Raw genomic sequence first — 13,735 nt, 5'->3', positions numbered from 1 at the left:
TTCATAGATTTTGAGCATGCAAACATACATAATTATTCGATTGCAAAGAAAAAATTGTCTGAGTGGGTCTAGTAGATTACTTCATAATGTGCAAAATCTCGATGAACTGTCTGCATCCCGCGGTTACAACGTACAAACCTCAATTTACACTTATACTTAAAAGCTAACGCGATTGCACGATTTTCCGGATTAATTGAATTTATTTTCTACTTTTATCGCAATTTTATCCTTAGCATAACTTTATGAACAAGTTTTTTATTGGCATTTCCTTAATTTTATGTACAATTATTGCAAGAGCCCAAACCTCTGGTGATTATAACTATTCTATCGGCGTAAGGGCGTACACCCTCGTAGAATTGCCGAAAATTCTGAATCAAACAAGTAATCAAACCTATACAAGCACTTACGGCAACGGCATCCTATTTAAGTTTAACGACAACCAGATTAGCTATAGAATAGGTGGAAACTATTATAGAAATGATGTAAGCTTTGATAATACCTGTGCTAACTGCGAAATCGCTAATGGCAAGGTTACGGATTACAGTTTTAAAATTGGGTTCGAAAAAAACTTCAACTATTCAAAAATTCAACCTTATTTCGCTTTTGACTTAGGTTTCCGGTCTAATCGCTTTTCGGGAACACTGTCGCCGAAAGGAACAGGATTTAGCAGTAAAACGGCCGAAGCTACCAAAAACGGCCTTGTTCTTGCCCCGGTAATTGGCGTAAAAGTAAATATTTTACCCCAACTCCTTTTATTTGCCGAAAGTAACCTCGACTTTTACTTCTCATACGAAAGGCAAGACATTACTGAGCCGAGCGGTTCGGGAAGGACAGTAAACACCTACCGAAAACTGGAAACATTGCTTAATCCGGTTTCTGCAGGCTTACAGTTTAACCTTAACCGGAGAAATTAGGTTGTTGCGTTTAATTTTCTTGTCTTAGCCAGACAGGCTTTCCACTTTTTTTGATGAAAAGTAGTCTTGTAACCCAGCTACAAGGACTTCATCACATGCTTACCCGACGGGCCTTTAAAGGCTTCGACTACGCCACCATTCACGTTATTTGGTAATATATTGGATTGCAGCTACCAAGTATAATTTAGCCAAATGGATGAAACGCCAACTACGAACGATCGTCATTCCCAATTTAATTGGGAATCCTAAAGCGAAAGAAAGGCTTAGCCTGGCATTAATCCCGTACGTACGGGACCGCCTGCGCGGGAATGACGGACAGAATAAAACGTCATCCATATAGATTTTTCTTCCAAAACCTGCCCGTCCGGTTAGGCGGGAATTACAACTCAGCCTGACACTTGCCATTACACACTCTGGTTAAAAGTTACAACCTTGCATCCACCAACTCTCGATTGATAAACGACTTGGTATCGAAGATAACGGCTCCCGTTGATTTAAACTTTGCGAAATCTAAAGAGAGAAATTGATGGTGCGCAACGGCGAGGATAACCGCGTCATAGATACCGAACTCATTTTCGTGAACTAACCTGAAGCCGTGATCGTTCATTACTTCATTTGCATTTGCCCACGGGTCGTGTACATCTACATTTAAGCTAAAAGATTTTAACTCTTTGTAAATATCAATTACCCGGGTATTTCTGATGTCGGGACAATTCTCTTTAAAGGCGAAGCCTAAAATCAATACTCGTGCGCCGCTGATCACCTTGCCCTTTGCCAGCATCATCTTAATGACCTTATTGGCCACAAACATGCCCATGTTGTCATTTACCCTGCGCCCGGATAGAATAACTTCGGGCTTATAACCCAACGATTCTGACTTATGAGCCAAATAATAAGGGTCTACACCAATACAATGCCCGCCAACTAAGCCGGGTTTGTAGTTTAAAAAATTCCATTTGGTTGCCGCAGCAGCAAGCACGTCGCTGGTGTCGATTTCCATCCGATCGAAAATGAGGGCGAGTTCATTTACGAACGAAATGTTTACGTCGCGTTGGGCATTTTCGATTGCCTTTGAAGCTTCGGCCACTTTTATGCTGGGCGCAAGGTGGGTACCTGCAGTAATAATAGAGGCATATAGTCGATCGACCTCCAATGCAGTTTCAGCGGTTGAGCCAGACGTGACTTTTTTGATCTTGGTGAGGGTATTTACCTTGTCACCGGGATTAATCCGCTCGGGCGAATAACCACAAAAGAAATCTATATTATATTTAAGTCCCGAAATTTTCTCTAAAACCGGCACACAATCTTCTTCGGTACAGCCCGGGTAAACTGTAGATTCATAAATCACGATATCGCCCTTTTTTAAAACAATGCCCAGCATTTTACTAGCCTCTAAAAGTGGTTTTAAATCGGGAGTTTTTTGTTGATCTATTGGAGTTGGAACGGTGACGATATAGATAGAACAAGCAGCAATATCGGGCAGGTTGGCACTGAGCATTAAGCCTGATGATGTTGACTGGTTTTGGGTTACAAAGGCCAATTCATCGATATTCGCCTCTTGAGTATTGTCATGCAAAGCCTTTAATTCACCCACCCTGCTTTCATTTTTATCGAAGCCGACCACACGGTATTTTTTCGCAAATGCTATGGCAAGTGGTAAACCAACGTAACCCAATCCAATTACCGCAATTTGCTTTTCTTGATCCATTTTTTCGATTATTCCGCAAATATATAAAATTGATCAAGAGGAAATGCCGTAATAAAGCGCATGCCATGTAGCCGTGTTTTTGACCGCCACGCAGATACGTTGTTTTTAAACCCGATATGAGCCAATAGCCCACAGAGAGCGAGCGCCATAGCGCCCTTGGAGAAGCGAGGACTATGGTGGTTAGCGGGGCTGCCTGCCGCCATTGATGCGGAACCATTCATTTCCAAAAACTATTTAAACACAAGGGAAATAAGAATCTAAAGTTGGACTTAGCTATATGTCCATTGGACTATGCTCTTTGCCAATTGCCCATTCCTACTCCTCACACTCATCTTTCCTCCTCGTATCAATTAAGTAAACAATTCGCCAGCCTTTTGCTCCTTTTACCAATTGAAACGAGTTTACACCGCAATGGCTAAATGTATTGTTCAGGTAGAACTTATAATCTGTCCATACAACGGCAAGCGGGCCATCAATTAAAATTTTGGTGAACACGATGCGCTCATCCAGTTTATCTTTAGCAACCGAGCCTATAAATTTGATGAATTGGTTTAAATTCTCGGTACGAGCTGATGCTGTTCCGTTCTTGCTTACAATGGTTTGCATAATGCAATCGTTGGCAAAGGCCGATCTGGCAATGGTGCTATCTCCAGATTTCATCCCGATAAACAAGTTATTTACCGTCTGCTTAATGGCTGCTTCCTCATTTTGAGCAAACAAACCGGTGTTTAGGCAGGTTAAGAGAATGGCTAAAACGGTGTATTTTTTCATGACTTCTTCATTACGTTAGGCAAATAAAATTATGCTATTTTTGTGAAAGAAGAGGAAAGGAACCGCGATGTTGAAAAAACGATTGATTATCTACACATTTTAATCGCACTCAATTGGCTTTATTTTCAGTCGTTTACGATTTTTTTAACAATCGATGTTAATAATTATTTATAAAACGATTAATTAAAATCGTTAAAATTATAATGTATTTTCTGCCTAGGTAGCGGTTCTTTAATAGTAATAGATATGGAAGAAGAATTCTTTTTTGAATCCAACGAAGATGCACACCGCTCGGTTGAGCGATACGAAGAAATGCTGCGCAATCAAGACCAGTATTTTTTCGACGCTGGTGCCTTCGAATATATAGTCGATTTTTATATAGAGAAAAATGATCCGGTAAAGGCCCTGCAAGTAATCGATTTTGCAATCAGTCAACATCCCTATGCCACGGTTTTCTTAATTAAACAGGCGCATCTTTATATTTTAACCAACAACAACGAACAAGCATTTATTGCGCTGCAAAAAGCCGAATTGCTTGAACCATCGGAGCCAGATATTTATTTGCTTCGTGGAAACATTTTTCAAAACACCGAACGTTTTGCTGAGGCGCTTGAGAATTACGAAAAAGCACTCGGTTTGGCCGAAAATACCGATGAAATTTTGTTGCAAATGGCTTATGTGCACCAAAGCATGGGCGATTATGAAAGTGCAATTACCTATATTAAGCTTAGTTTGGAGCAGAACATGGAAAATCAGGACGGTTTGTACGAACTGGCCTTTTGTTACGATGTGCTCGACAAGCAGGAGGAAAGCATCAAGTTTTATCAGCAATACATCGATACGGATCCGTACTCGTATGCGGCCTGGTATAACCTGGGCAATAGTTTTCATAAACTCAATCTTTTCGAAAAAGCAATTGATGCCTACGATTACGCTATTTTAATTAAGGAAGATTTTAGTTCGGCATACTTTAATAAAGGAAACGCCCTGGTTCAGCTTGATAAATATGATGAGGCCATCGATGTGTATAAACAGACTTTCGAGTATGAACCGCCCAATGCGGACACGTATTGCGCCATTGGCGAATGCTACGAGAAGCTCGAAAAAATGGATGATGCCCGTTCTTATTACAAGAAATCGGTCAAAATGGATCCAAAAATGGCAGATGCATGGTTTGGCATCGGTGTAACCCTTAACCATGAGGAACGCTATTTCGAATCGCTGCATTTTTATAAAAAAGCAATCGACCTGGAGGCTGAAAACGCCGACTTTTGGTTCGCGATGGCGGATGCCTATTATAAGCTGGGTCAAATTGAGGAATCGATCACGGCTTATGAAAAGGTTATAGAATACAATCCGCTTGATATTGAGGCCTGGCTCGACTTTAGTACGGTGCTTTATGAGCAGGGAAAATTGCTGGAGGCGTCGGAAACAATGGCGCAGGCAATTAAAAATAATCCGGAGGCGGCCGAGCTTTATTACCGCATGGTGGCCTATTTATTTGCACTTGGCAATTATGCAGATGCGCTGGGTTACCTCGAAACTGCGTTGACAACCGATCCTGATAAGCATTACATTTTATTCGAGTATTTACCCCAATTGCAAGATAACAGCGCCATTATTAACGTTATAAACCGATTTATCAGGTAACAGCCTTGTGAAAAAAATTTAACTAATAAATCTCAAAATTTTTTTCACTTTTGTACGCATATGAATTACCCATTAAAAAACGTTCCTGAACGTCCATCTAAACCACGCCAAAACGGCTTAACAATGGTTATGGACAAGGGATTAAGCCTACGCCAAGTGGAAGATTTTATAGAAGTAGCTGGCGTACATACAGATATCGTAAAATTAGGTTGGGCAACATCGCATGTTACTCCAAACCTCAAAGAAAAATTAGCTTTATATAAAAGTGCAGGCATCCCCACCTATTTCGGGGGAACATTATTTGAGGCTTTTATCATCCGTGATCAATTTACAGATTATCAACGTGTTTTAGACCAGTATGGAATGGAATACGCGGAGGTTTCTGACGGCTCTATAGAGATTGAACACGATATTAAATGCCGTTATATTAGCGAACTGGCCCAACAGGTTACCGTAATTTCGGAAGTTGGAAGTAAGGACGCCGCGAAGATATTTGCACCTTACAAATGGATTAAACTAATGCAATCGGAAATTCAGGCTGGCTCATGGAAAGTTATTGCGGAAGCTCGCGAGGGCGGTAATGTTGGCATTTACCGCGGCAGTGGCGAAGTGAGGGAAGGCCTGGTAGACGAAATATTAACTCAGATTCCTAATGAAACAATTATTTGGGAAGCACCACAAAAAGAGCAGCAGGTTTGGTTTATTAAATTAATTGGAACGAACGTAAACCTGGGCAACATTGCACCGGCGGAGGTTATTCCGTTAGAAACAATCCGTTTAGGCTTAAGGGGCGATACTTTTGATTATTTCTTAAATGAGCTGAAATAAAAATTCGTCATTGCGAGGTACGAAGCAATCTACATTTATTTATCGCATTAAGATTGCTTCGTACCTCGCAATGACGTAAATATCACTTATGAAAACGTACGGTTTAATCGGCTATCCTTTATCGCACTCCTTCTCAAAAAAATATTTTACCGAAAAGTTTCTGAAAGAAGGGATTACAGATCATCAATATGAGCTTTTCCCGATTGAGGACATTACAGCACTGCCGGACCTGCTTGCCAACAATCCGTCGCTTTGCGGCCTAAACGTTACCATACCGCATAAAGTAAATGTGCTTTGTTACTTAAACGAAGTGGACGAGGCTGCAGATAAAATTGGTGCTGTGAACTGCATTTCGATAAAATCGTTCGACGGCGAAAACTATCTGAAGGGATACAATACAGACGCTTACGGTTTCGAGGCTTCTTTAAAGCCCTTACTATCGCCACAACATCAAAAAGCACTGATTTTTGGCGATGGCGGCGCAGCAAAAGCGGTAAAATATGTGCTCGATAAACTGGGCATTCCATATCAGATTGTGGTTCGCAAAGCGATGCCAAATACAATTTTGTACTCGGAAGTAACACCGCAAATTTTGGCCACCCATCAACTGCTGATCAATACGACCCCCTTGGGAATGTCGCCAAATATCAATACATTTCCCGAAATAGATTACGAGCAGATTACGCCTGAACACTTAGCTTACGATTTAGTATATAATCCTTTAGATACGGAGTTTTTAATAAAGGCTGCAGAACGCGGTGCAAGCACTAAAAACGGGTTAGAAATGCTACACAAACAGGCAGAGCAGGCCTGGGCGATATGGAATAAGTAGTTTGAATGACTGGTGTCAGTCTGAGCCGAGTCGAAGACTTTTTTAGGAGAAAAACAAAATCAGCTGTCCCTCGACTAAGCCTGTATTGAGCGTAATCGAAATGTTTAGGATGACAATGTTTCTTGTTTTTCCTTAACTAACTGACATTAGCAGGAGCCTGGGCGGACAAAAGCGTAAATGTTTCAAGCAACGACCACATCAATAAACAGTGTATAAAAGCTTTATGAAAATATTAAAGATAATTCTTCTTCCTTTTGCTCTGCTTCTATTTGCTACGGCTTGTAAAAACAATAATTACACCCCGAAGCCAAAGGCCTATTACAGAATCGAATTTCCGAAAAAATCTTATACACAGTTCTATGGGCCGGCCCCATTTAGCTTTGGGTTTCCTAGGTATGCATCAATGGAGCAAGACAAACGATCTGACGCGAAACAGGATTGGTATAACTTGCATTTTAAGCAATTTAACGGTTATTTACACTTGACTTATTACGATGTTTCGAGCCGGAGTGAATACAACGAAATGGTTGAAGATGCACGAAAATTGGCCTTTAAACATACGATTAAGGCAAGTGCCATCGATCAACGGCTGATTAACTATCCTGAAAAAAGAGTTTATGGCATTTATTATGCCATTGAGGGGAATACAGCTTCGTCGGTTCAGTTCTTTTTAACAGATAGCGTGAAGCACTATTTCAGGGGGGCACTTTATTTTAACGAAAGACCTCAGTACGATTCAATTGCTCCGGTAATTAAATTTATTAAAACCGACATAGACACGTTGATATCTACATTTAAGTGGCGCGATTAAGCAGGATTACGAGATGGTGTGATTTCAGGATTTAAGCTGCTAATCCTCGTTTTACGTCATCGCTTGGTTGCCATTAATTATCGCTCGCCAATAACCATTAGCAATTCAACGGCATTACATTTGAACTAATTATGATCACAGTAAAAACATTTACTTTTAACGCCTACAGTGAAAACACTTATCTGCTTTTTGACGAAACAAAATCGTGTATCATCGTCGATCCAGGCATGTACGATGCGGCTGAGCAGAATGAGCTGACTTTATTTATCAAATCAAATGATTTAAAACCAGTTTTATTGTTAAATACGCATTGTCACCTTGATCATGTATTTGGCAATAAGTTCATTTTCGACACTTACGGACTAAAAGCTCAATTTCATGAGGGTGAGTTACCTATCTTAACTGCTGTACCGGGTTATGCTCCATCAATGGGCTTTACGCGGTATGAAGTTTCGCCGTTGCCGGAGGTATTCTTACCCGAAAGTGGAACAGTTAGATTTGGCAATAGTAGCCTCGAATTAATCTTTTCTCCGGGGCATTCTCCTGCGCATTTGTGCTTTTATAGCAAGGCCGACGGCTTTTTAATAGGCGGCGACGTACTTTTCTATGGAAGCATAGGCCGCACTGACCTGCCCGGAGGCAATCACCAGCAACTTATCCAAAACATTTCGACTAAACTATTTGTATTACCAGATGAAACGAAGGTTTATCCGGGGCATGGGCCAGCAACAACTATAGGTTTCGAGAAACAACATAATCCTTTTTTTTAATATAAGGGCAAACCGCGTGGGCAAAATAGCTGTGCAAGGGTATACAACCTTTCGCCTTACCACTAAACCCTAAACCTTTTAATTATATTTACCAGCGTGAATACGTCGTTCTATATTGCCAAACGGTACTTGTTTGCAAAAAAATCAACAAATGCCATCAACCTGATATCTGGCATATCAATGGTTGGTGTTATGGTTGGCAGTGCTGCTTTAATCATCATCCTATCGGTGTTTAACGGCTTGGAAACCGTGGTATTGGGCATGTTTGATACAATTACGCCCCAAATTCAGATTACGCCGGCAAAGGGCAAAACTTTCGACCCAACTACGCCATTTTTTAACGGGTTAAGAAAAAACAAAGATGTGTATGCCTTTTCTGAGGTGCTGCAAGAAAATGCCCTGCTTAAGTATAACGATAAACAGGCAGTTGGAATGGTTAAGGGTGTAAGCGATGACTATTTAAAGAACCAAAAGCTCGACAGCACCATTAAGGAGGGCCGTTTTGTTTTGCACAATAAAAGTGGTGATAATGCTGTTATCGGATCTGGCTTACAAACATACCTGGCAGTAAATACGCTCGATCCTTTTACTGAACTGGAGCTGTATTCGCCCAAGAAAAGCATTTCGGTAAATTCCATAAATCCGGCAAACGATTTTAACACAAAAAGTATTCGCGTGAGCGGCGTTTTTGAGGTTCAGCAGGAGTTTGACAGTGGAATTATCGTACCGCTGGAGTTTGCAAGGCAATTACTTGATGAACCCAGAAATGTTTCATCGTTGGAAATAGATCTCAATCCGGGTGTTGATATCGATAAATTTAAGGCTCAACTAATTGAACACCTTGGCAACGGCTTTTCGGTGAAGAACCGGGCAGAGCAAAATAGCTCGTTGCACCATATTTTTAATTCAGAAAAAAGTATGGTTTACATCATTCTCACGTTTATATTAATTATAGCCATATTCAATGTTGTAGGCTCGTTAACGATGCTGGTGATCGACAAGGTTAAAGATATTGCGATTTTAAGCAGCCTTGGCGCTGGCAAGAAATTAATTAAGCAGATCTTTTTGCTCGAAGGCATGATGATTACCATGTCGGGGTGCGTGTTGGGATTGGTAATCGGGTTGGTGTTTTATTACTTGCAGCACAACTTCGGGTTGATCAAAATGGGCGAGGGAACTTTACTGAATTCTTACCCGATTGGGCTAAAATGGAAAGATTTCATTTTAGTTTTTATAACAGTGGGCATTTTCTCATTTTTGGCATCTGCTTTGTCAGCCAACTTGAGTGTAAAAAAAATAAATCAAATAAATCAAACCTTATAGAATGAAGTTTTTTAAGCAAGCGATCGTATTGGTTGTGCTCCTTGGCGCAACGGTAACGGCTTGTAATAGCGATAAGAAAGCCGAGGGAGAGAAAAGCAATCTGAAAACAGTTAAGGGCCTGTATACTTTTGGGCCGGAGATGAAATCTTTTACCTTGTGTGAAGATGGGCGTGAGTATTGGGTTAGGGATAGCGTTAAAAACCTCGAACTGCAATATAGCAAGTTAGGCTTCGAAAAGCCATATCAACCGGTTTACGTAGAACTGGAAGGTTATTTTGCAAAATCTGATACGGCAATGGTTGCTCAGGACTTCGATTCTACACTGGTTGTAACGCGAGTTATTCAGATTAGCAGGGAGATTCCTGATGGGCCTTGTGCGCAGTAGTCATAGGTGTGAAGCTAAAAGACGAAAGCTGAAAGATTAAAGCTGAAAGCTAAAAGACCAAAGCTGAAAGCTAAAAGACCAAAGCTCAAAGACTAAAGCTGAAAGCTCAAAGACTAAAGCTGAAAGCTAAAAGACTAAAGCTAAAAGATTAAAGGTGAAAGACCAAAGGCGACACTCTAAAAACAAAAGGGGAAAACTACAGCCTAAAAACCTCAATTCGATTAATATTCTCTTTAAAAAGGATTAAATAATCCCAAACAAGCCCACGCTGACCGAACGGGCGGCCACGTAGCAACTCATTTTTTATAAAGCTTTACAGGAACGGGGCGTCATCCTCAGAGATTAGTTTTAGAAAAACAAAGAAGTTAGGATGAAAGGTTTTTTCGGCGAATCGTCATTGCCCCAAAGGGGCTACTTTGTAGCGAGGCCGGGTTCGTGCGAGCCGAAGCAATCTGATTTACGAAATGAGATTGCTTCGTGCCTCGCAATGACGATCTTTTCTATTTCTGTCATTGGTAGCTTGACTGGGGATCTTAATGCTACCGACTTAATCCCGAAGCTTCGGGACCGCCTGCACGGGATCCGATAGCTATCGGATTTGACCGAAGTGCTCCATAGGAGCTCCATTGGAGGAGAAATCTTTGAACTTTGCATGAAAGATTTCTCGGCTACGCTCGAAAAGACGACTTCTCTTATCCATATTCTGAACATTTATTCTAAAAAATTTATTTGACAGCATTCCTCCGATGATGGAATGCTGCCTGAACTAAAAAAAAAAGCTTTCTGGTCTTTAACCAGAAAGCTTTTTAAGTTTAATTGAGTATTATCACTTACCAATAAACGCTGTATAGCGCCACTAATAAACCAACAACTATTAAAGCACCAACGGCAAAACCTGTTGTGGTTTTAAACATCTTGGCATCGATTTCAAGTCCTTTCGGATTAACGCCATTTTTGTTTTCGAACAGGCTAATGATCACCATACCCAAAATACAGAATATAAATACGAAGCCCATCCTGTCTAAGAAGGGGATCTCGTAGATACCTGCGGCATTTTTAACGGAGAAGCCCATTGGGGATAACCATGACAGATCTGTATAGTTGGGAAGTACTTTTAATAAGATCGACATTCCGAAACCACCAATGGTTGCAAACAGTGCAGCATTGGATGTGGCTCTTTTCCAGAAAAAACCTAGTATAAACATTGCAAAAATACCTGGAGATACAAAGCCTGTATATTCTTGAATGTATTGGAAACCGCCTTTTTTATCGATACCTAAATGTGGTGCAATTAAAACACCCAAAACCATGGCAACAATAATGGATAGTTTTCCAGTAAATACAAGGTTCTTTTCGGTTGCATCAATCTTTAATACCTTTTTATAAATATCAAGGGTAAAAATCGTAGCAATACTGTTTGCTTTTCCGGCGAGCGAAGCAACCACCGCAGCGGTTAACGCCGCAAACGAAAGTCCTTTTAAACCAGCAGGTAACAGGTTTAAGAGTACAGGGTAGGCACGATCGGGATTTACTGATCCATCCTGAAGCATTTCGGTTTGAAAAGCACCGTCTTTATATAAAACGTAGGCTGCAATACCTGGCAACACCACTATAATTGGCATCAACAACTTTAAAAACGCAGCGAAGAGAATACCACCACGGGCGGTCTTTAAATCGGCGCCCAGGGCCCTTTGAGTAATGTACTGGTTACAGCCCCAGTAGTTTAAATTCACGATCCACATACCACCAATTAGTACACTTAGCCCCGGTAAGTCGATGTAATTCTCATTATCGGGTTTTAATATCATGTGGAAATGTTCGGATGCTTTGTTGGTCATTAAGCTGTAGCCTTCAAAAATACCGCTGGTGCCGTAATGTGTAGATACGAGGTTTAGCGCTAAATAAGTGGTAGCTAAACCGCCGAGTATTAAAAAGAATACCTGAATCACATCGGTATAACCAATTACCTTCATACCACCGAGAGTAATCAAAATGGCAAAACCTGCAATGGCATACATACATAAATCGAGGCTGAAGCCGGAAATACTGCTTACGGCCAATGCGCCGAGATACAATATTGATGTTAGGTTTACAACAACGTACAAAAGCAACCAAAATACGGCCATAATCATGGCAACGGTACCATTGTATCGCTGGTGAAGGAACTGCGGCATGGTTGCAATTTTGTTCTTCAGATACACTGGAATGAAGAAAATGGCAACAATAACCAGGGTAAGTCCACCCATCCATTCGTAGGTTGCAATGGCGAGCCCCATTTTAAAGCCCGAACCACTCATGCCGATAAACTGCTCGGCAGAAATGTTGGAAGCGATTAGCGAAGCGCCAATTGCCCACCAGGTTAGTGAACCTTCTGCCAGGAAATAGTCTTTGGAGCCTGTGGATGCAGATTTCTTTTTGTTGTAGATGTACAATCCGTAAGCAGCTACAATAACGAAATAGATCGCAAATACAATGTAATCTTTCGTATCCAGTAAGTTTTGTTTCATTAATGATGAATGATAATTTGGTTTAGAAATCTAAATGTAATCAAATCATGAATTATTTCTGCATTTTTTTTGATTAAAAAATGTTAATCTGACGTTTATTACGACTTTATCAAATGATTTCGAATTGACAATTCGCCAGTTTCAAGATCATCCTTTTATGCAACTCTACGATTTAATTTTATGGCTTGATAGAAAAGAAGATAAATTTTTTAGTGGGAAAACCGTTTTATTTATAGTTTTGCTCGCAAAAAACGATCGATGGAAGAAATAAACTGGAGCGACTTTGAAAAGGTTGAGCTAAGGGTTGGAACAATTATAGCGGCTTTCGAGTTTCCGGAAGCGCGACGACCAGCCTATAAATTAAGGGTAGATTTTGGCGAGTTCGGCATTAAAATGAGCAGCGCCCAAATTACCAGGCATTACAAGCTGGATGAATTGGTTGGAAGGCAGATTGTCGGCGTAATCAATTTCCCAAAAAAGCAGATTGGCAAGTTTATGTCTGAATTTTTAGTTACGGGCTTTGCAGACGAAAACGGCGATATTGTATTAACGGCCGTTGAGCAGAAGGTGCCTAACGGAAGCAAATTAATTTAGTTGAAATTAATTAGGGTTGTTGATTAGACATAGAGAATAATCTCCTATAACACTTTAAGTGATCCGGTGAATACTGTACCACTCGCCGATATTCATCGGATGACTGGTTGCACAAAATAACCAGCAGGTGTAAAAATCCTAAATGCGGAAGCGATAATTCTAAATGCCAAAGCAATAATCCTAAATGCGGAAGCAATAATCCTGAATGCGGAGGCGATAATCCTAAGTGCGGAAGCGATAATTCTAAATGCCAAAGCAATAATCTTAAATGCGGAAGCAATAATTCTAAATGCGGAAGCAATAATCCTGAATGCGGAAGCGATAATCCTAAATGCGGAGGGGATAATTCTAAGTGCGGAAGCAATAATCCTAAATGCCAAAGCAATAATCCTAAATGCCAAAGCAATATTGCTGCTGCGAAACGCCAACAACCCACCGGCCCTCGTTTTTAAACCTGATTGGACGGAAATACTTTTTGTAGCAGTGGCGCTGAATAAAACATAAAAAGGCCGCAAAAAAATTGGAGGGAAAGCAGGACTAAGGCCGCCAAAGGCTCCAGCGTTAATTTTCAAATGGAAATGGTTATTAAACTTTTATTTCTCAGCCAGATTTAGCCGCCAATTCAATGGCTTCGATTTTACT

General features: G+C 40.6%; 13 protein-coding genes. 9 read left to right on the top strand and 4 right to left on the bottom strand.

Features of this window, described 5'->3' with window-relative positions; all coding sequences use genetic code 11:
- The first annotated feature begins 242 nt into the window (after nt 1–242).
- Entirely contained in the window at nt 243–914 is a 672-nt protein-coding gene (locus tag IZT61_RS14730; RefSeq protein WP_196097768.1) for a hypothetical protein, read from the top strand.
- Nucleotides 915–1,338: 424 nt separating this feature from the next.
- Here the strand turns inward: IZT61_RS14730 and IZT61_RS14725 are convergent, their stop codons facing one another.
- Nucleotides 1,339–2,622, bottom strand: a complete 1,284-nt coding sequence (locus IZT61_RS14725; RefSeq protein WP_196097767.1) for a nucleotide sugar dehydrogenase — start codon at nt 2,620–2,622, stop codon at nt 1,339–1,341.
- A gap of 315 nt (nt 2,623–2,937) precedes the next feature.
- Complete coding sequence (locus tag IZT61_RS14720; protein ID WP_196097765.1) at nt 2,938–3,393, bottom strand: nuclear transport factor 2 family protein; 456 nt, start codon at nt 3,391–3,393, stop codon at nt 2,938–2,940.
- A gap of 246 nt (nt 3,394–3,639) precedes the next feature.
- Between IZT61_RS14720 and IZT61_RS14715 the strand changes: the two genes are divergently transcribed.
- The 7 genes from IZT61_RS14715 (at nt 3,640) to IZT61_RS14685 (ending at nt 9,992) form a co-directional block, all read left to right on the top strand.
- Nucleotides 3,640–5,043, top strand: a complete 1,404-nt coding sequence (locus tag IZT61_RS14715) for a tetratricopeptide repeat protein (protein ID WP_196097763.1) — start codon at nt 3,640–3,642, stop codon at nt 5,041–5,043.
- Nucleotides 5,044–5,103: 60 nt separating this feature from the next.
- A complete protein-coding gene (locus IZT61_RS14710) occupies nt 5,104–5,871 on the top strand; it encodes a phosphosulfolactate synthase (RefSeq protein ID WP_196097761.1) in 768 nt (255 codons plus the stop codon).
- Nucleotides 5,872–5,959: 88 nt separating this feature from the next.
- Complete coding sequence (locus IZT61_RS14705) at nt 5,960–6,703, top strand: shikimate dehydrogenase family protein (RefSeq protein ID WP_196097760.1); 744 nt, start codon at nt 5,960–5,962, stop codon at nt 6,701–6,703.
- Nucleotides 6,704–6,926: 223 nt separating this feature from the next.
- A complete protein-coding gene (gene gldD, locus IZT61_RS14700) occupies nt 6,927–7,514 on the top strand; it encodes a gliding motility lipoprotein GldD (RefSeq protein WP_196097758.1) in 588 nt (195 codons plus the stop codon).
- A 131-nt stretch (nt 7,515–7,645) separates the two neighbouring features.
- Nucleotides 7,646–8,284, top strand: a complete 639-nt coding sequence (locus IZT61_RS14695) for an MBL fold metallo-hydrolase (protein ID WP_196097756.1) — start codon at nt 7,646–7,648, stop codon at nt 8,282–8,284.
- 96 nt (nt 8,285–8,380) lie between these two features.
- Nucleotides 8,381–9,607 (top strand): ABC transporter permease, encoded by a 1,227-nt coding sequence (locus IZT61_RS14690; RefSeq protein WP_230383715.1) that lies wholly within the window; start codon nt 8,381–8,383, stop codon nt 9,605–9,607.
- A gap of 1 nt (nt 9,608) precedes the next feature.
- Entirely contained in the window at nt 9,609–9,992 is a 384-nt protein-coding gene (locus IZT61_RS14685; RefSeq protein ID WP_196097754.1) for a hypothetical protein, read from the top strand.
- An 830-nt stretch (nt 9,993–10,822) separates the two neighbouring features.
- Here IZT61_RS14685 and IZT61_RS14680 read toward each other — a convergent pair.
- A complete protein-coding gene (locus tag IZT61_RS14680; RefSeq protein ID WP_196097752.1) occupies nt 10,823–12,499 on the bottom strand; it encodes a sodium/sugar symporter in 1,677 nt (558 codons plus the stop codon).
- Between the two features lie 258 nt (nt 12,500–12,757).
- Between IZT61_RS14680 and IZT61_RS14675 the strand changes: the two genes are divergently transcribed.
- Nucleotides 12,758–13,093, top strand: a complete 336-nt coding sequence (locus tag IZT61_RS14675; RefSeq protein ID WP_196097750.1) for a tRNA-binding protein — start codon at nt 12,758–12,760, stop codon at nt 13,091–13,093.
- A gap of 92 nt (nt 13,094–13,185) precedes the next feature.
- Here IZT61_RS14675 and IZT61_RS14670 read toward each other — a convergent pair whose 3' ends face one another.
- Nucleotides 13,186–13,665, bottom strand: coding sequence for a hypothetical protein (locus IZT61_RS14670; protein WP_196097748.1), 480 nt, complete (start codon nt 13,663–13,665; stop codon nt 13,186–13,188).
- Nucleotides 13,666–13,735: the final 70 nt, after the last annotated feature.

It is taken from the genome of Pedobacter endophyticus (assembly GCF_015679185.1).
Taxonomy (GTDB): domain Bacteria; phylum Bacteroidota; class Bacteroidia; order Sphingobacteriales; family Sphingobacteriaceae; genus Pedobacter; species Pedobacter endophyticus.
This window is presented reverse-complemented; position numbering and strand designations above follow the sequence as displayed.

What these genes read in the sequence shown, in the direction of transcription:
- IZT61_RS14705 (WP_196097760.1), top strand. Translation starts at nt 5,960, where the DNA reads ATGAAAACGTACGGTTTAATCGGCTATCCTTTATCGCACTCCTTCTCA.
- IZT61_RS14730 (WP_196097768.1), top strand. Translation starts at nt 243, where the DNA reads ATGAACAAGTTTTTTATTGGCATTTCCTTAATTTTATGTACAATTATT.
- IZT61_RS14685 (WP_196097754.1), top strand. Translation starts at nt 9,609, where the DNA reads ATGAAGTTTTTTAAGCAAGCGATCGTATTGGTTGTGCTCCTTGGCGCA.
- IZT61_RS14680 (WP_196097752.1), bottom strand. Translation starts at nt 12,499, where the DNA reads ATGAAACAAAACTTACTGGATACGAAAGATTACATTGTATTTGCGATC.
- IZT61_RS14720 (WP_196097765.1), bottom strand. Translation starts at nt 3,393, where the DNA reads ATGAAAAAATACACCGTTTTAGCCATTCTCTTAACCTGCCTAAACACC.
- IZT61_RS14710 (WP_196097761.1), top strand. Translation starts at nt 5,104, where the DNA reads ATGAATTACCCATTAAAAAACGTTCCTGAACGTCCATCTAAACCACGC.
- IZT61_RS14725 (WP_196097767.1), bottom strand. Translation starts at nt 2,622, where the DNA reads ATGGATCAAGAAAAGCAAATTGCGGTAATTGGATTGGGTTACGTTGGT.
- IZT61_RS14695 (WP_196097756.1), top strand. Translation starts at nt 7,646, where the DNA reads ATGATCACAGTAAAAACATTTACTTTTAACGCCTACAGTGAAAACACT.
- IZT61_RS14675 (WP_196097750.1), top strand. Translation starts at nt 12,758, where the DNA reads ATGGAAGAAATAAACTGGAGCGACTTTGAAAAGGTTGAGCTAAGGGTT.
- IZT61_RS14715 (WP_196097763.1), top strand. Translation starts at nt 3,640, where the DNA reads ATGGAAGAAGAATTCTTTTTTGAATCCAACGAAGATGCACACCGCTCG.
- gldD (WP_196097758.1), top strand. Translation starts at nt 6,927, where the DNA reads ATGAAAATATTAAAGATAATTCTTCTTCCTTTTGCTCTGCTTCTATTT.